The organism is Tessaracoccus sp. OS52, assembly GCF_020687685.1.
GTDB lineage: Bacteria > Actinomycetota > Actinomycetes > Propionibacteriales > Propionibacteriaceae > Arachnia.
Map to the genome: position 1 here is coordinate 1,716,783 of NZ_JAJEWM010000001.1, position 20,451 is coordinate 1,737,233.

Sequence of the window (20,451 nt, forward strand, 5' to 3'; positions counted from 1 at the left end):
TGTCCTGTGCCGAGGGATCAGTGCGCCGCGTCGAACCAGGACTCGCCAACGCCGATGGACACCTCCAGCGGGACATCCAACTCGAGCGCCCCGGCCATGTTCGACCTGACCAACTCCGCGACGGTCTCCTGTTCCCCGGGGGCGATCTCCAGCACCAGTTCATCGTGCACCTGCAGCAGCATCCGGCTGGCGAGCCGAGCCTCATCGAGGGCTCGTCCGACGTTTATCATCGCGACCTTGATGATGTCCGCGGCGGAACCCTGGATCGGGGAGTTCAAGGCGGCCCGCTCGGCCATCTCCCGGCGCTGCCGGTTGGAGGAGGTGAGGTCGGGCAGGTATCTGCGCCGACCCAGCATCGTGGAGGTGTAGCCCAGCGACCGTGCCTCCGAGACCACGTCGGCCAGATAATCGCGTACGCCACCCACCCGGGAGAAGTAGTCCTCCATCAGCGTCTTCGCCTCCGGTACGGAGATCTTGAGCTGGTTCGAGAGCCCGAAGGCGCTGAGCCCATAGGCGAGTCCATAGTTCATCGCCTTGATCTTCGCGCGCATCTCGCCGTCGACCTCGTCGGGCGCCACGTTGAAGACCTTGGCCGCCATCTCGTTGTGGAAGTCCCGACTGGAGCGGAAGGCGGCACCCAGCCCCGCGTCGCCGCTGAGGTGCGCCATGATGCGCATCTCGATCTGCGAGTAGTCCGCCGTCATCAGCGCATCGAACCCCGGGCCCGGCACGAACGCCCGACGGATCCGACGGCCGAGCGACGTGCGGATCGGGATGTTCTGGAGGTTCGGGTCCGTGGAGGACAGCCGCCCGGTGGCCGCGATGGTCTGCACGTAGTTGGTGTGGATCCTGCCGTCCGGCTGCACGGAGGCGAGCAACCCGTAGACCGTCTGCCGGAGCCGGATCCGGTCCCGGTGCTCGAGAAGGTGCCCCAGGAAGGGGTGCTCGGTCTTGGCGAACAGCCCCTCGAGCGCATCGGCATCGGTGGTGTAGCCGGACTTGGTCTTGCGGGTCTTGGGCATGCCCAGTTCCTCGAACAGCACGGTCTGGAGCTGCTTGGGTGAGCCGAGGTTCACGCTGTGCCCGAGAACATCGAAGGCCGCCTGCTGTGCCTGGTGAACGGCCTTGTCGAACTCGTCGCGGAGTTCCTCGAGCCGGTCCACGTCCACGGCGACCCCCACCCGCTCCGCCACCGCGAGCGTTCGCTGCAGGGGCAGTTCCACCTCCCGCAGGAGGTCTTCCGCGTCCCGTTCGGCCAGTTCGGAGCGCAGCGCCTCAGCGAGGTCAAGCACCACCCTGGCGCGCAGCATGGCGTCCCCTGCGGCCTGGTCCTGGTCCTCATCGAAGTCCAGCGCGAGCTGGGCGTCGTCGGAATCCTTCGCCTCCGCCGCGAGTTCGCGCTTGAGGTAGCGCAGCACCAGGTCGGCGAGGTCGAAGGTGCGCTGGTCCGGCCGCAGCAGGTAGGCCGCCAGCAAGGTGTCGAACGCGACCCCGCGCAGGTCCCAGCCCCGGGCCCAGACCGCCAGAGTGGGCCCCTTCGCCTCGTGGATCACCTTGCGCGGCTCCGGGTCGGCGAACCAGTCGGCCAGGGCGGCGTCGTCATCGGGTGTCAGTCCGGCCACGTCGACGTAGGCGCCGGCTCCGTCCGAACCGGCCAGTGCGATACCGGTCAGGTCCCCGGTTCCGGCAGCCCACGACCCGACGAAGTGCACCCCGGTCAGATCCTGCGCGTGCTCGGCCAGCCAGGGCCTGAGCTGGTCGGCGGCCAGGACGTCTCCCGACACCTCGAAGCCCTCCTCGCTGACCGGCTCACCCGGTGCGAGTTCCAGCAGACGTTCCCGCAGCACCCTGAACTCGAGAGCGTCGAAGAGTTCGTGCACACGTTCACGGTCCCAGTCCCTGCGCTTCATCTCCGCCGGCGCGATGGGGAGCTCCAGGTCGCGCACCAGCGCGTTCAACCGCCGGTTGCGTCGGACGTCTTCCAGGTGGTCACGCAGCGACTCCCCCGCCTTGCCCTTGATCTGCTCCGCGCGGGACAGGATGTTGTCCAGACCGCCGAACTCCAGGATCCACTTGGCAGCGGTCTTGGGGCCGACTCCGGGAACGCCCGGGAGGTTGTCGCTTGTCTCCCCCACCAACGCGGCGAGTTCCGGATAACTCGCGGGCGGGACCAGGTACTTCTCCTCGACGGTCTGCGGCGTCATCCGCGCCAGGTCCGAGACACCCTTTCGCGGGTAGAGGAGCGTCACGTCCTCGTCGACCAGCTGCATGGCGTCCCTGTCACCGCTGCAGATGAACACCTTGAAACCGTCGGCCGAGGCCTGGGTGGACAGCGTCGCGATGATGTCGTCGGCCTCGTAGCCGGGCTTCTCAAGGTACGGGATGTTCAGGGCGTCGAGGACATCCTTGATCAGTGCGACCTGACCCTTGAACTGCTCCGGTGAAGTGGACCGGTTGGCCTTGTACTCCGGATAGGACTCCGTACGGAAAGACTCGCGCGAGACGTCGAACGCCACCGCGAGGTGGGTGGGCTCCTCGTCCCGCAAGACGTTGATCAGCATCGAGGTGAACCCGAAAACGGCGTTGGTGTGCTGTCCCGTCTGGGTGGCGAAGTTCTCCACCGGGAGTGCGAAGAACGCGCGGTAGGCCACGGAGTGGCCGTCGATCAGGAGTAGGCGGGGCTTGTCAGTCACGGCGTCGACTCTACAGTTGGCCCATGACAACTGCTGGCATCCCCGAGTGGGCCGTGGACCTGAGGTCGGAACTGCACGAACGCATGGGCCTGGAGATCACTCACCTGGCGGCGGAACGCGTGGTGGGCTCCATGCCGGTGGCCGGCAACCGCCAGCCGATGGGGCTCCTGCATGGCGGCGCTTCGGGGGTCATGATCGAGGGTCTGGCTTCGATGGGAGCGATCGCCCATGCCCGGGGGCACGGCAGGGGCGCCGTGGGAGTGGATCTCAATGTCACCCACATCCGCGGGGTCCGCGAGGGGCGGGTGACCGGGGTGGCGACGCCCGTCCATCTGGGCTCCCGGATCGCCGTCTACGAGGTCGAGATCACCGACGAGCAGGGCCGGCGCACGGCGCTGGGCCGCCTGACCTGCCACCTCATCGATGGCTGAGGCTTGACCCGGCTGCTACTTCTTCTTGTGGCTGATGACGCCCTCGGCGACCTCGCGCATCGACTTGCGCAGGTCCATGGCGGTCTTCTGGATCCACCGGAAGGCCTCCGGCTCGGTCAGTCCCAGGCTCTCCTGCAGGATGCCCTTTGCCTGGTCGATGATCTTGCGCGACTCGAACCGGTCCTCCAGGGAAGCGAGTTCTTCCTCGATGGCCTTGATCTCGGCGAACCTGCCGATGGCGATCTCGATGGCCGGGATCACGTCGGAGGCGTCGAACGGCTTCACGACGTAGGCCATGGCACCGGCGTCGCGGGCACGCTCAACCAGGTCTCGCTGGCTGAAGGCGGTCAGCATCACGATGGGGGCGATCCGCTCCTCGGCGATGATCTCGGCGGCCGTGATGCCGTCCATCTTGGGCATCTTGACATCCATGATCACGAGGTCCGGCTCGAGCTCGCGGGCCAGTCGGACGGCCTCTTCGCCGTCGGCTGCCTGCCCGGTGACCTCGAAACCCTCATCCGTCAGCAACTCGACGAGGTCAAGGCGGATCAGCGCCTCGTCCTCGGCAACCAGAACCTTGGTCGGGCTCTTCTCGTCCGGCATCAATCGCCTCATTCTTCGATTCGTCAGGGGTGCGGCACACTCGGCGTGCAGCCACCCAATACTAGCGCGCCGCCGCAGATGGGGCGCCACGCCCGATTGTGGCACAATGTTGGGGCGCCCACGCCCGGGTGGCGGAATGGTATACGCGGACGGCTCAAACCCGTCTGGCCGCGAGGCCTTGGGGGTTCGAATCCCCTCCTGGGTACGCAATGCAAGACAAGAAGGGGGCCGCCTGCAGGCGGCCCCCTTCTGCCATCTCGTCCTGCTCAGGACTCCGTGACGGCGCCCTGTTCCTTGACCTTGTGGACCCTGAGGTTGTTGGTCTTGCCCGGGACACCCATCGGCGATCCCGAAAGGATGACGATCCGCTCACCCACCTCGATCATCTTGTGCTCCCGGAGGAACTTGTCCACGTTCGCCACCATCTCCTCCTGGTTGTCGAAGTCCTCCGTGAGGAGGGTGTCGACGCCCCACGACAGGGTCATGACCTGACGCGTGGAGTGCTCTGGCGAGAACACCAGAAGCGGGATGGAAGGACGCAGTCGCGAAAGACGACGTGCCGTGTCGCCCGACTTGGTGAAGGCCACCATGTAGCGAGCGTCGACCCGCTCCGCGACCTCCACCGCGGCCTTGGCGAGCACGCCACCGGTGGTGTGCGGGTCCCAGTCGATCGTGTGGATCTCCTCGTGGCCCTCACGCTCGGCGTACTCGACGATGCGGGCCATAGTGGCCACGGTCTCGACGGGATAGTCGCCGACCGAGGTCTCACCCGACAGCATGACCGCGTCGGTACCGTCGAGGATGGCGTTGGCCACGTCGGAGGCCTCTGCCCTGGTGGGACGCGGGGAGGAGATCATCGATTCCAGCATCTGCGTGGCGACGATGACCGGCTTGGCCCACTTGCGCGCCGCACGGATGATCTGCTTCTGCACCAGCGGGACGTCCTCGAGCGGGAGCTCGACGCCGAGGTCACCGCGGGCGACCATGAAGGCGTCGAACGCGTCGATGATTGCCTGCAGGTTGCTGATGGCCTGCGGCTTCTCCAGCTTCGCGATGACGGGAAGGCGACGACCCTCCTCGTCCATGATCTCGTGGACCCGCTTGATGTCGTCACCGGAGCGGACGAAGGACAGGGCGATCATGTCGATGTCCTGTGCCAGTGCCCAGCGCAGGTCGTTCTCGTCCTTCTCACTGAGCGCCGGCACCGAGACCGCGACACCGGGGAGGTTGATGCCCTTGTTGTTGGAGACGGGGCCGGGGACCGTGACCTCGCAGATCACGTCGGTGTCGGTGACCTCGATGGCCTGCAGCCCGACCTTGCCGTCATCGATGAGGATGGCGTCGCCGGGGCGGACGTCACCGGGGAGACCCTTGTAGGTGGTGGAGCACCGGGTACGGTCACCCTCGATGTCATCGATGGTGATGGTGAACCGGTCTCCTCGCTCAAGGAAATGCTTCTCGTCACCGGCGAACCGGCCGAGGCGGATCTTGGGACCTTGCAGGTCAGCCAGGACGCCCACCGTCTTCCCGGTGATGGCGGCTGCCTCACGAACGGCCTTGAGACGGCCTCCGTGTTCGTTGTAGTCGCCATGGCTCATGTTGAGACGAGCCACGTTCATACCGGCGTTTATCAGGTCAACGAGACGCTCGGTGGTTTCGGAAGAGGGGCCTAGGGTACATACGATCTTTGCTCTGCGCACGGGCATCACCCTACCGGACGCCGATCCCAACTCGAAGGGGGGCCGGTTGCTGGAAGTCAGTCCCCTCGGACGATCTCCAGCGCGGCCTTCAGGTCCTCCGGGTAGGGCGAGCTGAACCTCACCCGCTCACCGTTGCGCGGGTGGTCGAAGGACAGCTCGACGGCGTGCAGCCACTGCCGCACCAGTCCCAGCCGTGCAGACAGCACCGGATCAGCGCCGTAGAGCGGATCTCCGCAGCACGGGTGTCCGATGGCTGCCATGTGAACGCGGATCTGATGGGTCCGCCCCGTCTCGAGGCCGATCTCCAGCAGTGTGGCCGCCCGGTGCGCCTCAATGGTGTCGTAGTGCGTGGTGCTCGCCCGTCCGCCGTCGAGGACGGCCATCTTCCACTCCGATCCGGGATGCCGTCCGATCGGAGCCTCAACGGTGCCCGTGAACGGATCGGGATGCCCCTGCACGAGTGCGTGGTAGGTCTTCTCGACCGTTTTGTCCCGGAAGGCCTGCTTCAGGATGGAGTAGGCGACCTCTGACTTCGCGACCACCATCAGCCCGCTGGTGCCGACGTCGAGCCGTTGCACCACCCCTTGGCGCTCCGGCGCACCCGAGGTCGAGATCCGGAAGCCGGCGGCGGCCAGATGCTCGGTGACCGAGGGTCCGTCCCAGCCCAGGCTGGGGTGCGCCGCCACGCCCGCGGGCTTGTCGACCACCACGATGTCGGCATCGTCGTGGACGATTCCCAGGCCCGCCGCGACCCGTGGCCGGACGACCGGCTTGTCCGGCTTGAGGTCGGCCTCCGCCAGTTCCAGCAGCTCACCACCGGCGACGCGCTGCGACGGCTTGGCCACCGGAGCGCCGTCGAGGGTCACTCCGCCGACCTCGATGAGCGCCTCGATTCGGGAACGGCTGTAGCCCGAGACGCGGGCGGCGACGGCGTCGATCCGCTCTCCCGCCAGCGCCTCCGGTACCAGGAAGACACTCACGCGTCGTTCGCCTCCACGGGCTGGGCATCGGACGCCGGGGCGGGCTCGGTGGCCGGTTCCGGATGGTGTCGAAGGCTGAGGACGATGATCGCAGCGGCAGCGCTCGTGATGCAGACGTCGGCGACGTTGAAGATCGCGAAGTAGGGCAGCTGTACGAAGTCGATGACGTGCCCGTAGAGGGGCTCGGGATCCCGGAACAGCCGGTCGTACAGGTTCCCGGAGATGCCGGCGATCAGCAGACCGAGGGCGACGGCGTGGGATTGCCACCTGATGCGCGCCAGCCCCAGCGTCAGGCTTCCGGCCAGCGCGACGATGGCGAACAGCGACAGCAGGAGGGTGGATCCACTCCCCATGCCGAACGCAGCCCCGGGGTTGCTGATGAGGGTGAACCTCACTACTGGGCCGAGGACCTCAACCGGTTCCCCCCACTCGAGGTTGGCCAGCGCTGCCTGTTTCGTCAGCTGGTCGGCTGAGAGTCCGAGCGCGCCGATCCCGAGCGCGGTCAACCGGGCAGCGGACCCCGAGGGGGCCCCGCGACTCAGCGCCGTTCCTCGCGCTGCTTGCAGGTGACGCACATCGTCGCGCGTGGGAACACCTGCAGCCGGCCCTTGCCGATGGGCTCTCCGCACACTTCACACAGGCCGTAGTGCCCGTCATCGAACAGCTTGAGTGCGAGGCGAGCCTGGTCAGCCATTTCGCGCACGTTCTGCGCGAGCGACAGCTCCTGGTCCCGCTCGAAGTTGCTCGAGCCCACGTCCGCCGGGTCACGTCCGGCGCCGTCGGTGCCACCGCGCAGGAAGTCGGTGAGTTCCTCCTCGGTTGCGGCCACCTTGCGCTCGAGGCGATCGAGTTCCTCTACGAGGAGTTCGCGCTGTTCCGCGACCTCTTCTGGGGTCCAGGGGTCCTCGCCGGGACGGACCGGGAGTTCGCTCGCCGGGGCGGCGGGACCTGCATTCTTCGTGGACATGGCTGCTTTCTTGGGTCGGACTGTCCGGTGAGGATACACCTCCCGGACAGCTTTTCAACACGGGTACGAAACTGGCCGGCACCCGCGGGTGCCGGCCAGTTCGATGACTGCCTAGTTCACTGCTCCGAGCCGTGGGCCAGGGCGTCCAGCCGAGGCGTCTCGGAATCGCGACGCTGCGCGAGTTCAGGGACGTCGCCAGGCTCGGGACGATCCTGCTCGAGCGCGTTGAGGTTGCGTGCCAACAGGTCGCGAAGGTTGTCGCGGTAGGAGTTCTCGAACTTGCGAAGCGCGTCGACCTTCGAGGTGAGTTCACGCTGCTCGCGCTCCAGGTCCTCGAACAGCTCGACTCGGCGCTGGTCGGCCTCGGTGTTGACACGGTTGGCGTTGGCCTCCGCCTCGCGGCGCATCTGCTCGGCGTTGACGCGTGCCTCGGACTCGATCCGCTCCGCCTTGGTGCGGGCGTCGGTGGTGATCTCGTGGGCCTGCTGCTTGGCATCGGCCAGCTTGCGCCGGGTCTCCTGCTCCGCCTCTTCGACCAGTTGTTCGGCCTGCTCGGTGGCGAGCTGCACCAGCCGGATGACGGCGGGGCTGGCCTCCTCACGCGTGCCGACGGTGATGTGCTCGGCCTGACCGGAGATCTCGCTCACCCGCTGGGTGCGCAGGTCATCCAGTTCGCCGCGGACCCTGGCGAGCTCGGCGCGCAGCTGTTCGTTCTGTGAAGCCAGCTCGGCGACCTGGCCGTCGTCGGCCGGTCCCTCCTGGACGGCGGCGGGCGCAGCGCTCAGGCGCTCGACCTCGGCACGCAGGTGGGCGATCTCCGCGTCCTTTGCTGCGATCTCCTGGGGCTCCACCCCACTCTGCTCACCCGAGCCCGCGGACTGGGCCTCACGCCGAAGGATGTCACGCTCGTTCTCGAACTGGCCGAAGGACTCCTCCACCTTGTCGATGAAGTTGTCGACATCGGCGACGTCGTAACCGGTGACGCCGCGACGAGCCATGCGGAACCTGACTCGACGGACCTCTTCCAAGGTGAGACTCATTCTTAACTCCAACTGTCTGTGCTGTGTGCATTACCGGGCGGAGACCGGCCCAGTTTCGGCTTCAGGCTACTCTAGTGGCGCGGGGCCGCCAACGACCCTCAAGCCATGGTTTGGTCTCAGCTCTGGTTGAAGAAGCCGCCAGAGGCCAGGCGCTCCTTGTCCTCCGGCCCCACGACCAGGTTGGCCGGGCAGAGCAGGAAGACCTGGCTGGAGACGCGCTCGATGTTCCCGCGGAGCCCGAAGATGAGGCCGGCTGCGAAGTCCACCAGACGCTTGTCCTCACCCGCCTCCATGTCCGAGAGATTCATGATCACCGGGATGCCGTCACGGAAGTTCTCCCCGATGGCCCGGGCCTCGTTGTACGAACGCGGACGGACACTCACGATCCGGCTGATGTCGGCAACTTCCGGCTCCGTCACCACCATGGCCGGCCGACGCCGTTCCGGACGCTGGGCGGTCCGCTCTGGGAGTCTGGCCACCCGACTCACCTCCTCGACAGGTTCCTCGTCGACGTAGACGTCCTGCGAGAACTCCTCGGAGACCTCGTCGTGATCCTTGTAGCGGTCGTCCTCGACGATACCCATCCACTCGGCCAGCTTGCGTACGCCCACAGTCGCCTCCTAAAACACTTGTCGGTGAGCCTACCCTGAGCCGCCCCGACCAAGGCATGCAAGGGCCCCGACACGCCGAAGCGCACCGGGGCCGGGATGAGAGCCTTCCGGGCTCACTTCATGAAGTCGGGCACGTCCAGTTCGTCGTCCTCCGGGGGCCGGGGCGCTGCGGGACGCTGCTGGGGCTGCTGCTGGTCGGGGCGCGCCGAGGGCAGCGGACGAGCCTGGGGCGGCTGGCCCCCGTAGCCCTGCGGCTGGCCCACCGGGGCAGGCTGCTGGCCGGGACGGGTCTGGCGAACGACGTCGGGGCGTGCGTTGGGCCGCTTCTGCGGGCTGCCGCCGTCGAAGCCGGCCGCGATGACCGTGACGCGAACCTCATCGCCCAGGGCGTCGTCGATGACCGTTCCGAAGATGATGTTGGCCTCGTCGTGCGCGGCCTCCTCGATCAGCTGGGCCGCGGCCGAGACCTCGAACAGGCCCAGGTCACTGCCGCCGGCGATGGAGAGCAGCACGCCGTGGGCACCGTCGATGCTGGCCTCGAGCAGCGGCGAGGAGATGGCCATCTCCGCTGCGGCGCGGGCGCGGTCCTCGCCTCGCGCGGAGCCGATGCCCATGAGCGCCGATCCGGCCTGGCTCATGATCGACTTGACGTCTGCGAAGTCCAGGTTGATCAGACCAGGGGTGGTGATGAGGTCCGTGATGCCCGAGACACCCTGCATCAGGACCTGGTCTGCCTGCTTGAAGGCGTCCAGGATGGCCACCTGGTGATCCGTCATCTGCAGCAACTTGTCGTTCGGGATGACGATCAGCGTGTCGACCTCCTCGCGGAGGGACTCGATGCCGGACTCTGCCTGCGTGGAGCGTCGCCTGCCCTCGAAGGAGAAGGGCCGGGTGACCACACCGATGGTGAGCGCACCCAGCGAGCGTGCGATCTTGGCGACGACGGGGGCACCGCCGGTGCCCGTGCCGCCACCCTCGCCAGCGGTCACGAAGACCATGTCGGCGCCCTTGAGCGCCTCCTCGATCTCATCGGAATGGTCCTCGGCCGCCTGCCTGCCCTTCGACGGATCGGCGCCGGCGCCGAGGCCGCGGGTGAGATCCCTGCCGATGTCGAGCTTGACGTCGGCGTCGCTCATGAGGAGCGCCTGTGCGTCGGTGTTGATTGCGATGAACTCGACCCCGCGGAGACCCGCTTCGATCATCCGGTTGACCGCGTTGACGCCACCACCGCCAACGCCGACCACCTTGATGACTGCGAGGTAGTTCTGTGATGCGCTTGCCATTGCCTGCCCTACTGTTCGTCCGTCGCAACCCGTGCTGCTGCACTGAAGGCTATGGGGCGGGGTGACTGATCGTCCAACATCCAGCCCGAACCGCCGGAAAACCACCTCAAGTGCTACTTCAGGGTTCTCCGCGACGCCCGGTCGCTCACCGGAATCCTACTTGGTGGTGGGGTGGCCCGGCGCCGACACGTCGTAGACCTCCGCCTCGACCTCCAGCAGGACGGCGAGCACTTCGGCCTTCAGTTCCGACTGCTCCGCGCTTCCCCACACGACCGTGTCGCCGTCGCTCAGCTTGATGGTGATCTGGTCCACGGCGCGGGCCTCCAGCGAGGCGACCCGGGGCCGGAGCTCTGCCGGAAGATGGTCCACGACGGTGGCCACGTCCGCGAGCAGACGGGTCTCGTCACTGGCGATCGCCGCCACCGGGACGCCCGGCTCGGGCGCGGCCGTGGAGTGGAACGCCACACCATGCCTGTCCAACCATTGGTACGACTCGCCGTTGAGCCGCTGGTAGACCAGCGAGCGCTCGGTGACGGAGATGCTGATGGCGTTGGGGAAGGCCCGCTCCACCGTCACTGCCTCGACCGGTGGGAGGGCGGCCACCCGGGCCCCGATGGCGTCGGTGTCCGTCGTCACCACGGGCTTGTCCCGGGCGACCTGGGCCGTTGCCAGCACTTCGTCGGTGGCCAGGAGTTGATTGCCGCTCACCCGCACGTCGCTCACCGCGAACACCGGAGAGAAGAACAGCAGGTACACCGCGAGGCCGCCGAGCAGGACCACCAGTCCGGCGGCGGCCAGCGCGAGGATCCTTCGCCTGACCTGCCGACGGCGTCGCTCCTGCAGCGCCTTCGCGAACGCGCCGGGCGACGACGTGTTGCTCAATGGACCCGGGCCTCCGGGCGCTCCTTCAGGAGGTTCGCCAGCAACGGACCGACGATGGTCACGTCCCCGCAGCCGAGGGTGATGATCAGGTCCCCGGGCTGCGCTAGTTCGTTGAGCGCGTCGGGGAGGTCGAACTTCTCCTTCACGTAGTGGACCTCGCGGGCGCCGTGCTTGACGGCGGCGTCCACCACCAGCTCGCCTGTCACACCCGGCACCGGATCCTCCCGGGCGCCGCAGATGTCGTTGATCACCGCCACGTCCGCCATCGTCATGACCTCGCCGAACTCGTCGGCGAAGTCGATCGTGCGGCTGTAGAGATGGGGCTGGAAGCAGGCGATCAGGCGCCCGGGCAGCCCGGTCGCCTCGTTGCCCGCCTCGGTGGCGCGCCTGGCGGCCGTGAGCGCTGCCCGGATCTCGGTGGGATGGTGCGCGTAGTCGTCGAAAACCCGGATGCCCGCGGTGTCGGTGATGAGCTGGAACCTGCGCAGCGTTCCCTCGAACCGGCCGAGCGCTTCGACACAGGCATCGTGACCCAGGCCGAGGACGCGGCCGACCGCGTAGGCCGCGGAGGCGTTGGCCAGGTTGTGGTTGCCCGGTACCTGGAGGCGGATCTGACCCGCGTCCTCGCCGTAGGTGATCCTCGCGCGCACCCCATTGCCGTCAGGTTCCACCCCGCTGATGCGGACGTCGGCCTCCGGGCCCTCGCCGTAGCGGATGACCGTCGGACCCTCGCCATCGAGCTCGTCGGCCAGGGTGCGCGAGCCCGCGTCGTCGATGTTGATCACGACGTACTTCACGGCGGGTCGGGTGGCGAACGCGCGGAAGCCGTCGGCATAGGCCTCCGGGGTCCCCCAGTTGACCAGATGGTCTGCCTCCACGTTGGTGATGACGGCGATCTCCGTGGGGTACTGAAGGAACGAACCGTCGGACTCGTCGGCCTCCACGACGAAGGCCTCGCCGGAACCGACGGCAGAGCTCGCGCCGGTCGTGGACAGCGGCCCACCGATCACGTAGCTCGGATCCGCCCCGGCCTCGGCGAGCATGACCGCCGTCATCGCGGTCGTCGTGGTCTTGCCGTGCGTCCCGGCCACCGAGATCGCGCGCTTGCCCACCATCAGCGCGGCGAGCGCCGCTGAGCGGTGCCAGATGCGCAGGCCGCGGCGCCTCGCCTCCACCAGTTCGACGTTGTCCGCCCGGATGGCCGACGAGATGATGACCGTGGCCGCGTCGCCGAGCTGCGAGGCGTCGTGACCCACGAAGGTGTGGACGCCACTGCGCTGGAGGGACCTCAGGGTGGACGAATCGCTCTGGTCGGAGCCGGAGGTAGGAATCCCGAGGTCGGCGTACATCCGGGCGATTCCACTCATCCCGGATCCGCCGACGGCGATGAAGTGCACCGGCCCGACCTCACTGGCCGGCACTACTTCGATGGGGTTGAGGAGAGTCACGATGCCTCTTTCGCGGTTGACACTTCCAGCACGGCACGTGCCAGGACTTCCGCCGCGTCGGCGGGATACTGTTCCCGCGCCCGGGCAGACATCCGGGACAGCCGTTCAGGGTCGGTGATCAGGGGCACCACCGACGCGGCAAGCTTAACCGCACTCAGCTCCGACTCCGGCAACAGGATCCCGGCGTCCGCAGCCACCAGTTCTGCGGCGTTGCGGGCCTGCTCCCCGTTGCCCCACGGCAGGGGGACGAACACCACCGGCAGTCCGGACACGGCCGTCTCCATGACGGTGGCCGCGCCGGCGCGGGCCACCATCAGGTCCGCCGCCGCGTAGGCCCGGGCCATGTCCTCCACGAAGGCCACGGGGACGTACTTCGCTCCTGAGACGTGCTCCCTGACTCCCGTCCCCTCCACGAAGTTCTTCGGGCCGAGGACGTGCAGCACCTGGATCCCGGCACCAAGCAACTCCTCGAGCGCGCCGGTGACGGCCTGGTTGATGCTGACCGCACCCTGGGAGCCACCACTGACCAGCAGGGTGGGGCGATCCTCGTCGAGTCCGAACTCCCGTCGCGCCTCCGCGCGCCCCACTCGGGGCTGGGTGACGGATGCCGACATGGGCATGCCGATCAGTTCGGAGCCGGGCAGTTCGGTCTCGGCGAAGGTGGTGGCCACGTAGGCGGCGAAGCGGGCACCGATCCGGTTGGAGATGCCGGCGATCTTGTTGGCCTCGTGGAGCACCACCGGGACACCCATCGTGCGGGCTGCCAGATAGGCCGGAATCGAGACGTAGCCGCCGAAGCCGACGAGCGCCTCGGCCTTGGCGGCGCGCAGGATCCGGCGGGCCTCCAGCACCGACCTGGTCAGTGTCCAGGGCAGCCTCACCAGGTCCAGGTCGAGCTTGCGGGACAGCGGCACGGGGGTGACGAACTCAAGCCGGAGCCCGGCTGCCGGTATCACCCGGGTCTCGAGTCCCTTGCGGGTGCCGATGCAGACCAGCTCGACGCCGGGTTCCAGTGCCTGCAACGCCCTGGCCGTGGCGATGAGCGGCGACGTGTGGCCGGCGGTGCCGCCGCCGGCAAGGACCACGCTCGTCATCAGTTGCCTCCGGCTGCCAGCACGCTGGTCATCCTCGGGCGCGACTTGCGTCGCCTGGCTGCCAGGTGCCGGCGCGCCAGCGGAGTGTCGCGTGCCACCATCAGGAGGACGCCCACCGCGAGCAGGTTGGCCAGCAACGACGACCCGCCGTAGGAGACGAAGGGCAGCGGGACGCCGAGTACCGGCAGCAGGTGCAGCACGACCATCATGTTGATCAGTCCCTGGATCAGGAACCACGCCGTGATGCCGGCGGCGACGATGCGATTGAAGATCTTGTCCGACTTCAGTGCCACGGAGAACCCGGCACGGGCGAGCAGCGCGAACATGGCGAGCACGAGCAGGACGCCGAAGAGGCCCAGCTCCTCCCCGATGACGGCGAAGATGTAGTCGGTGTGTGCCCCGTCCTTCAGACCGCCCCACTTCTGCTTGCTGGCACCGAGCCCGAGCCCCCACCAGCCACCCGAGGCCAGCGCGTAGAGGGCGGCCATCGGCTGGGAGGACAGGTCCGTGTTGGACTGTGGGTCGAGGAAGACGGCGATCCGGCTCATGCGGTTGTCCGACCCGTACAGCAGGACGCCCACCAGCGCCAGGGCCGACAGGACCAGCGGAATCAGCACCCTGAAGGGCGTGCCGACGAAGAACAGCAGGGACAGCACCACGAGCCCGATGACCATGCCGGTCCCGAGGTCGCGGCCGGCGAGCACGAGCGCCAGCAGGACGCCCGCACCCGGAATGAACGGCACCAGGAGCTGGAAGGGCTCGTGGAGCCGGCCGCGTCGCGCGTGGTAGATGGAACCGGCCCACACGATCAGACCCAGCTTTGCGAACTCGGAGGGTTGGAACGTGAAGCCCGCGATGTTGACCCAGTTGGTGTTGCCGTTGACGTGGTGACCCAAGGGGCTGAGCACCAGGACGAGCGCCACCACCGAGAGGGACCAGCCGACCCAGCCGAGCGAGCGCATGGTGCGCACCGGAAGCCGGCACAGGAGGGTGGCTGCGACGACTCCCGCCACGAGGAACACGAGTTGCTTGATCGAGTAGGCATAGGGTGACTCCCCCCGGGCCTGGGCCAGCACCGATGAGGCGGACAGCACCATCAGTGATCCGACGGCGCACAGGATGGTCACCGTGAAGATGATCAGGTAGTAGTCGAGCATCGGTGAGGACTCGACCCGGGCTCGCACACCCGAGGGATCGCTGTTCGGCCGAGCCGTTGCCGCGTCGGTCGCGATGGCCATGGTCTGTTTCCCCTAGCTGAGTTGGCGTTTCCCCAGCTGGCGCCGAACCGCTTCGGCGAACCTCTCGCCACGGTCGGAGTAGCTGGTGAACATGTCGAGACTGGCGCAGCCCGGGGACAGCAGTACCGCATCGCCCGGCTGGGCGAGCTCTCCCGCGAGCCGAACCGCCTCGTCCATTGCTCCAGTGTCAGGGTTGTCGAGCACCTGGACAGGGACGTGCGGTGCGTGTCGGGCAAGAGCGCCGGCGATTTCGGCACGGTCCACGCCCATCAGGACCGCCCCGCGCATGCGGGTCGCGTGCCGGGCGACCAGGTCGTCGAAGCCGACGCCCTTGGCCTGGCCACCGGCTATCCAGACGAAGGAGTCGTAGGCCCGCATGGCGGCGTCGGCCGCGTGCGGGTTGGTCGCCTTGGAGTCGTCGACCCACTTGATGCCCCCGGACTCCGCGACCGTCTGGATCCGGTGGGCGGGCACCTGCAGGTCCCGCAGCCCCTGGGCGACCGCCTTGGCCGGGACTCCGAAGCTGCGGACGAGCGCGGCGGCCGCCAGCGCGTTCTCCACGTTGTGGGGGGCGAAGGGCACCACGTCGGTGACCTTGGCAAGTTCGAGCGCGGAGTCCCTGCGCTGGGTCACGAACGCCCGGTCCACGATCAGGTCGTCGACGACGCCGACCATGCTCATCGCCGGCACGCCGAGCGTGAACCCGATGGCCCTGGCCCCCTCTGTGACGTCGGCCTCCTCCACCAGTCGTTCGGTGGCGGGTTCGGCGACGTTGTAGATGGCCGAATGGGTCAGGCCGTCGTAGATCCTGGCCTTGTCGCCGACGTAGCGGTCGAACGCGTCCGGCGCCCCCTCGTACCACTCGAGGTGGTCGGGGTGCAGGTTCAGCACAGCAGCCGAGTGCATGCGCACCGAGCTCATCCAGTGCAATTGGAAACTGGACAACTCGACGGCCAGGACGTCGTAGGGCTCGTCGTCCAGGACCGCCTCGATGATGGGGCGGCCGATGTTGCCGACGGCAGCGGCCCTGAGCCCGGCCGCCCGAAGCATGGACTCCACCATGGTGGTGGTGGTGGTCTTGCCGTTGGTGCCCGTGACGGCCAGCCAAGGGATGGACCGGTCAGGCTGCACCATCCGCCAGGCGAGCTCCGTCTCGCCCCAGACCGGGATGCCCCTGGCCGCCGCCTGCTTCAGCAGGGGCGCCGACGGGCGCCAGCCCGGCGACGTCACCACGAGGTCCACGTCCTCGGGCAGCTGCGCGGTGACCCCCTTCCCCAGGCGCACCCGGACGTCGAGACGCTCGAGCAGGTCCGCCTTCTCCGAGTGCGCCTCGGACTCGTCCAGCACGGTGACGTTCGCACCCAGCGACATCAGTCCGTCCGCTGCGGCAAAACCGGAGACACCGAGCCCGGCCACGACCACTTTGGCCGAGGGCCAGTCGGAGAGGCGGTCGGCCGTCGCCATCCAGTCCTTGGTCACTGCGTCACCACCCATTCCGCATAGAAGAAGCCGATTCCCAGCGCGACGCAGAGGCCGCAGATGATCCAGAACCTGATCACCACGGTCACCTCTTGCCAGCCCAGCAACTCGAAGTGGTGATGGATGGGTGACATCTTGAAGATCCGTTTGCCGCCCGTGGCCTTGAAGTAGCCCACTTGCAGCGCCACCGACCCGGCCTCCATCACGAAGAGGAAGCCCAGCACGATCAGCAGCAGCTCGGTCCTGGTCATGATCGACAGTCCGGCGAGCGCACCGCCCAGCGCCATGGAGCCGGTGTCCCCCATGAAGATCTTCGCGGGCTTCGCGTTCCACCACAGGAAGCCGAAGCAGGCACCGGCCAGTGCCAGTGCGACCACCGCCAGGTCGTGCGGGTCGCGGACCTCGTAGCACCGCGGGCCCGCGGTGGAGGAGCGGGAGCACCACTGGTTGAAGTGCCAGATGTTGATCACCGCGTATGCGGCGAACACGAGCGTCACGCTGCCCGCCGCGAGACCGTCGAGGCCGTCGGTCAGGTTCACGGCGTTCGACCACGCCATCACCAGGAACAGGATCCAGATCACGGCCAGGAAGAACGGGAGGAACAGCCACGGGACGTCACGCAGGAAGGAGATGAACTGCGAGGCGGGCCGGATCCCACGCTCGTCGGGGAAGTTGAGCGCCAGGACGGCGAAGCCACCACCGATCACGAACTGCCCGACGAGTTTCCCCCTGGCCGTCAGCCCGAGGGATCGCTCCCTGGAGATCTTCGCCCAGTCGTCGAGGAACCCCAGCAGCGCCAGCGCGGCTGTCAGCCCCAGCAGCAGGACACCCGACAGCGAGATCGGGTTCCACAGGATCAGGTGGGACAGGAAGTAGGCCAGGATCACAGACACGACGATCACCAGCCCGCCCATCGTGGGCGTGCCGCGCTTGGTCAGGTGTTCCTTGGGCCCGTCCTCGCGGATGAACTGGCCGTACTGCCGGGCGGTCAGGAACCTTATGAACCTGGGCGTACCGACCAGGACGAACAGGAGCGACAGACCCCCGGCCAGCAGGATGTTGATCATCGGGTCCCCTGCTCTTCGCCGATCAGTTCCTGGGCGACGGTCTCGAGCCCGATGCCACGGGAGCCCTTCACCAGAACCACGTCCCCCGCGTGGAGGCTGAGGGAGGCGACGACCTCTTCGCGGCGAGCGACCCGCGCGTCGACGCCCTCCTCCCGGGCGGCCGCCACGAGGATCTCGGCGTGGTCGCCCACCGCGACCAGTTCACCCACCCGCACGTCGGCGGCGAGGCGGCCGATGCCGGCGTGCATCTCCTCCGCCATGGGGCCGAGTTCCAGCATGTCCCCGAGCACCACCACGACGCGGGCGTCAGGATGCTCCTCGCGCTGGTACTGGCCGAGTTCGACCGCCGTGCGCAGGGCGGCGGCGACGGAGTCGGGGTTGGCGTTGTAGGAGTCGTTGAGGACCAGCACGCCGTCGTCGCGGTGGTGCAGTTCCATCCGCCAACTGGACCGTGGTTCCGCCTCCGACAAGACCGAGGCGATGGATTCGAGGTCAAGCCCGACGGCGAGGGCCGCGGTCGCTGCTGCGAGCGCGTTGCAGACCTGGTGCCTGCCCACCACTACCAGGGAGACCCGCGCCGAGTCGGTCTTTCCTTCCCGGGTGACCACGAGGTCGAAGGAGGGCTGGCTCAACGCGTTGGTGGAGACGTCTGTTGCGCGCACCTGCATGTCACCGGGGGGCAGTTCCCCCTCGCCGAACCAGGCGATCCTGCCCTTGGTTCGGCTCGCCATGCCCACCACCAGCGGGTCCTCCCCGTTCAGCACGGCCCAGCCCTGGGGGGTCAGATCAGCGACGATCTCACCCTTGGCAAGGGCGGTCTTCTCGATGCCGCCGAACTCACCGACGTGGGCGGTGCCGACGTTGAGGACCACCCCGACGTCGAGCCCCACCAGCGAGGTGAGCCAGGAGATGTGGCCGATTCCCCGGGCGCCCATCTCGCTGACCAGGAACTCGGTGTCCTCGCCGACGCGGCAGGCCGTCAAGGGGACGCCGATCTCGTTGTTCTGACTGCCATCGGGTGCGACGGTGTTGCCCGCCTCCTCGAGGAGTTGGGCAAGCAGGTCCTTGGTGCTGGTCTTGCCCGAGCTGCCCGTGATGCCGATGCTCACCAGTCCACGCTGCCTGGCCTCGCGCACGATCCCCCGCGCCAGGCAGGACAGGCCGCCGATGGAATCCTCGACCAGCAGATGGGGTGCCTCCGCATTGGTGGCGGACATGGCGAGCACGGCGGCGGCACCGGATTCGACGGCTGCAGGCGCGAATTCGTGACCGTCGACCCGCTCGCCCGGGATGGCAACGAACAAGGCCCCGTCGGTGGTGGATCGGTTGTCGATGATGACGTCGGGTCCCACCAAGACGTCCTCGCCCAGCAACTCGACGTCCGCCGGCTGCATCAACTCAACCAACTCCGACAACCTACGTGGCTTCATGGCCTTCCTTCCCTGATCCGGTCCCAGGCAATGCGGGCCTCGACGGCGTCATCGAAGGGGAACACCTGGTCCCCGACATGCTGCCCCTGCTCGTGCCCCTTCCCAAGGATCGCAACCACACTAGCGGGATCTGCCATCGCCAGAGCCTGCTCGATCGCCACGCGGCGGCCTGCCACCTCGACCACCTCGGCTCCAGAATTCGCTTCCCGGGCCCCTGACAAGGTCGCGGCCCTGATGGCCGCCGGGTCTTCGCTGCGGGGGTTGTCGTCAGTGACGATCAGCACGTCGGAACGCTCCGCCGCCGCCCTGCCCATCTGGGGACGCTTGGCCATGTCCCGGTCCCCGCCACAGCCCACCACCGTGATCACGCGCTCGAACGACGCCCGCAATGCGTCGAGCGCGGCGGCCACCGCCTGTGGGGTGTGGGCGAAGTCGACGATCACCGTGGGGGCTGGGCCGGTCAACGCCAGCGCCTGCATGCGACCGGGCACCTGCGCCGTCGCCAGGCCGGCCAGGATCTCCCCGGTGCCAACTCCGAGTGCCTCCAGCATCGCGACGGCCACGGCGGCGTCGATCATGTTGTACCGGCCAGGCAATCCGATCACCAGTTCCAGGTTCTCGCCGTCACGCGAGAGCGTGGCGGCCCCGCCCAGCGGTTGCAGGGGAACGTATCCGGTCAGGCGGTAGCGCGCTGACTCCCCGGAACCGACCGTGATCACCTCCAGACCGGCGGCAGCGGCTCGGCGCGCGATCTCCGCCCCGTGTTCGTCGTCGGTCCAGGCAACCGCGCGCCGCGCGTACTCCGGAGTGAACAGCGTGGCCTTGGACTCGAAGTAGTCCTCGACCGAAGGGTGGAAGTCGAGATGGTCATGACCCAGGTTGAGGAAGGCGGCGACGTCGAAGCGCAGACCCACCACGCGCTCCAGCTTCAGCGCATGGCTGGAGACCTCAAGGGCAACCGTGTCCGCCCCGCGTTCCAGCATCACGGCCAGGAGGGCCTGGAGGTCCGGCGAGTCAGGCGTGGTGACGGTGTTGCGCCCGGAAGGAACGGCCACACCGTCGAGCCGGAAACCAATGGTGCCGACGGTCCCGACGCGACGTCCCGCCACCGCCAGGGCGGCTTCCAGCAGCGCCACCGTCGTGGTCTTCCCGTTCGTGCCCGTGACGCCCAGCAGGGCGAGCCGGGCACCCGGGTCCCCGAAGAGCCGGCTGCTGACCAGTGCCATGTCGCGCCGCAGGTTTCCCGACACCAGGGTTGGCACACCCATGGCTCGCGCAGCGGCCTCCCCCGCCGCGTCGGTCAGCACCGCGGCGGCCCCGGCGGCGACGGCGGCTTCGGTGAAGTCGGCGCCATGGACCTTCTTCCCGGGAAGCCCGACGTAGAGCCAGCCGGGAGCGAGGTGGCGCGAGTCCAGGGAGATGCCGGTGATCGCGATGCGGGAGTCGACGTCGCCACGCAGTTCGATTCCCCCCACCAGTTCGGCGAGGGGAATCGGGGCGACGCT

At 68.0% G+C, this 20,451-nt stretch carries 18 protein-coding genes and 1 tRNA gene; 2 read left to right on the forward strand and 17 right to left on the reverse strand.

Annotation, left to right across the window (positions count from 1 at the left end; translation table 11 throughout):
* Positions 1-17: 17 nt before the first annotated feature.
* Positions 18-2,693: a DNA polymerase I gene (gene polA, locus LKO27_RS08125; RefSeq protein ID WP_227736846.1), complete on the reverse strand. Its 2,676-nt coding sequence runs from the start codon at positions 2,691-2,693 to the stop codon at positions 18-20.
* Between the two features lie 23 nt (positions 2,694-2,716).
* Between polA and LKO27_RS08130 the strand changes: the two genes are divergently transcribed.
* Positions 2,717-3,124, forward strand: a complete 408-nt coding sequence (locus tag LKO27_RS08130; RefSeq protein WP_227736847.1) for a PaaI family thioesterase — start codon at positions 2,717-2,719, stop codon at positions 3,122-3,124.
* A 15-nt stretch (positions 3,125-3,139) separates the two neighbouring features.
* Here the strand turns inward: LKO27_RS08130 and LKO27_RS08135 are convergent, their stop codons facing one another.
* Complete coding sequence (locus LKO27_RS08135; protein WP_227736850.1) at positions 3,140-3,727, reverse strand: ANTAR domain-containing response regulator; 588 nt, start codon at positions 3,725-3,727, stop codon at positions 3,140-3,142.
* A gap of 122 nt (positions 3,728-3,849) precedes the next feature.
* Between LKO27_RS08135 and LKO27_RS08140 the strand changes: the two genes are divergently transcribed.
* Positions 3,850-3,932 (forward strand) — tRNA-Leu (locus LKO27_RS08140).
* Between the two features lie 61 nt (positions 3,933-3,993).
* Here LKO27_RS08140 and pyk read toward each other — a convergent pair.
* The 15 genes from pyk to LKO27_RS08215 form a co-directional block, all read right to left on the reverse strand.
* On the reverse strand, positions 3,994-5,427 hold the full coding sequence (gene pyk / locus LKO27_RS08145) for a pyruvate kinase (RefSeq protein WP_227736851.1): 1,434 nt from the start codon (positions 5,425-5,427) through the stop codon (positions 3,994-3,996).
* Between the two features lie 56 nt (positions 5,428-5,483).
* The gene (locus LKO27_RS08150; RefSeq protein WP_227736853.1) at positions 5,484-6,407 is read right to left on the reverse strand and encodes an RluA family pseudouridine synthase; all 924 of its coding nucleotides are present in this window, start codon (positions 6,405-6,407) and stop codon (positions 5,484-5,486) included.
* Positions 6,404-6,913, reverse strand: a complete 510-nt coding sequence (locus LKO27_RS08155; protein ID WP_227736854.1) for a signal peptidase II — start codon at positions 6,911-6,913, stop codon at positions 6,404-6,406. The genes LKO27_RS08150 and LKO27_RS08155 overlap by 4 nt, the downstream gene beginning before the upstream one ends.
* A 32-nt stretch (positions 6,914-6,945) precedes the next feature.
* Positions 6,946-7,374 carry a TraR/DksA family transcriptional regulator gene (locus LKO27_RS08160; RefSeq protein ID WP_227736855.1) on the reverse strand — a complete coding sequence of 143 codons (429 nt, stop codon included), beginning with the start codon at positions 7,372-7,374 and terminating at the stop codon, positions 6,946-6,948.
* 116 nt (positions 7,375-7,490) lie between these two features.
* Positions 7,491-8,414, reverse strand: a complete 924-nt coding sequence (locus LKO27_RS08165; protein WP_227736857.1) for a DivIVA domain-containing protein — start codon at positions 8,412-8,414, stop codon at positions 7,491-7,493.
* A gap of 116 nt (positions 8,415-8,530) precedes the next feature.
* On the reverse strand, positions 8,531-8,998 hold the full coding sequence (locus tag LKO27_RS08170; protein ID WP_227737253.1) for a cell division protein SepF: 468 nt from the start codon (positions 8,996-8,998) through the stop codon (positions 8,531-8,533).
* 140 nt (positions 8,999-9,138) lie between these two features.
* Positions 9,139-10,308, reverse strand: coding sequence for a cell division protein FtsZ (gene ftsZ, locus LKO27_RS08175; RefSeq protein ID WP_227736859.1), 1,170 nt, complete (start codon positions 10,306-10,308; stop codon positions 9,139-9,141).
* 156 nt (positions 10,309-10,464) lie between these two features.
* Positions 10,465-11,190: a cell division protein FtsQ/DivIB gene (locus LKO27_RS08180; RefSeq protein WP_227736861.1), complete on the reverse strand. Its 726-nt coding sequence runs from the start codon at positions 11,188-11,190 to the stop codon at positions 10,465-10,467.
* Positions 11,187-12,638 (reverse strand): UDP-N-acetylmuramate--L-alanine ligase, encoded by a 1,452-nt coding sequence (murC, locus tag LKO27_RS08185; RefSeq protein WP_227736865.1) that lies wholly within the window; start codon positions 12,636-12,638, stop codon positions 11,187-11,189. Before murC ends, LKO27_RS08180 begins: the two co-directional genes overlap by 4 nt.
* On the reverse strand, positions 12,635-13,732 hold the full coding sequence (gene murG, locus LKO27_RS08190; protein ID WP_227736866.1) for an undecaprenyldiphospho-muramoylpentapeptide beta-N-acetylglucosaminyltransferase: 1,098 nt from the start codon (positions 13,730-13,732) through the stop codon (positions 12,635-12,637). Before murG ends, murC begins: the two co-directional genes overlap by 4 nt.
* Positions 13,732-14,970, reverse strand: coding sequence for a putative lipid II flippase FtsW (gene ftsW, locus LKO27_RS08195; RefSeq protein WP_227736868.1), 1,239 nt, complete (start codon positions 14,968-14,970; stop codon positions 13,732-13,734). The genes murG and ftsW overlap by 1 nt, the downstream gene beginning before the upstream one ends.
* Positions 14,971-14,982: 12 nt before the next feature.
* Positions 14,983-16,464 (reverse strand): UDP-N-acetylmuramoyl-L-alanine--D-glutamate ligase, encoded by a 1,482-nt coding sequence (gene murD / locus LKO27_RS08200; RefSeq protein WP_227736869.1) that lies wholly within the window; start codon positions 16,462-16,464, stop codon positions 14,983-14,985.
* Positions 16,446-17,516 carry a phospho-N-acetylmuramoyl-pentapeptide-transferase gene (gene mraY, locus LKO27_RS08205; protein ID WP_227736870.1) on the reverse strand — a complete coding sequence of 357 codons (1,071 nt, stop codon included), beginning with the start codon at positions 17,514-17,516 and terminating at the stop codon, positions 16,446-16,448. The genes murD and mraY overlap by 19 nt, the downstream gene beginning before the upstream one ends.
* A complete protein-coding gene (gene murF, locus LKO27_RS08210; RefSeq protein WP_227736872.1) occupies positions 17,513-18,946 on the reverse strand; it encodes a UDP-N-acetylmuramoyl-tripeptide--D-alanyl-D-alanine ligase in 1,434 nt (477 codons plus the stop codon). The genes mraY and murF overlap by 4 nt, the downstream gene beginning before the upstream one ends.
* A complete protein-coding gene (locus tag LKO27_RS08215; RefSeq protein ID WP_370629990.1) occupies positions 18,943-20,421 on the reverse strand; it encodes a UDP-N-acetylmuramoyl-L-alanyl-D-glutamate--2,6-diaminopimelate ligase in 1,479 nt (492 codons plus the stop codon). Before LKO27_RS08215 ends, murF begins: the two co-directional genes overlap by 4 nt.
* Positions 20,422-20,451 lie beyond the last annotated feature (30 nt).

What these genes read in the sequence shown, in the direction of transcription:
- LKO27_RS08130 (WP_227736847.1), top strand. Translation starts at nt 2,717, where the DNA reads ATGACAACTGCTGGCATCCCCGAGTGGGCCGTGGACCTGAGGTCGGAA.
- LKO27_RS08135 (WP_227736850.1), bottom strand. Translation starts at nt 3,727, where the DNA reads ATGCCGGACGAGAAGAGCCCGACCAAGGTTCTGGTTGCCGAGGACGAG.
- LKO27_RS08160 (WP_227736855.1), bottom strand. Translation starts at nt 7,374, where the DNA reads ATGTCCACGAAGAATGCAGGTCCCGCCGCCCCGGCGAGCGAACTCCCG.
- LKO27_RS08165 (WP_227736857.1), bottom strand. Translation starts at nt 8,414, where the DNA reads ATGAGTCTCACCTTGGAAGAGGTCCGTCGAGTCAGGTTCCGCATGGCT.
- LKO27_RS08170 (WP_227737253.1), bottom strand. Translation starts at nt 8,998, where the DNA reads ATGGGTATCGTCGAGGACGACCGCTACAAGGATCACGACGAGGTCTCC.
- ftsZ (WP_227736859.1), bottom strand. Translation starts at nt 10,308, where the DNA reads ATGGCAAGCGCATCACAGAACTACCTCGCAGTCATCAAGGTGGTCGGC.
- murG (WP_227736866.1), bottom strand. Translation starts at nt 13,732, where the DNA reads ATGACGAGCGTGGTCCTTGCCGGCGGCGGCACCGCCGGCCACACGTCG.
- ftsW (WP_227736868.1), bottom strand. Translation starts at nt 14,970, where the DNA reads ATGGCCATCGCGACCGACGCGGCAACGGCTCGGCCGAACAGCGATCCC.
- murD (WP_227736869.1), bottom strand. Translation starts at nt 16,464, where the DNA reads ATGGGTGGTGACGCAGTGACCAAGGACTGGATGGCGACGGCCGACCGC.
- mraY (WP_227736870.1), bottom strand. Translation starts at nt 17,516, where the DNA reads ATGATCAACATCCTGCTGGCCGGGGGTCTGTCGCTCCTGTTCGTCCTG.
- murF (WP_227736872.1), bottom strand. Translation starts at nt 18,946, where the DNA reads ATGAAGCCACGTAGGTTGTCGGAGTTGGTTGAGTTGATGCAGCCGGCG.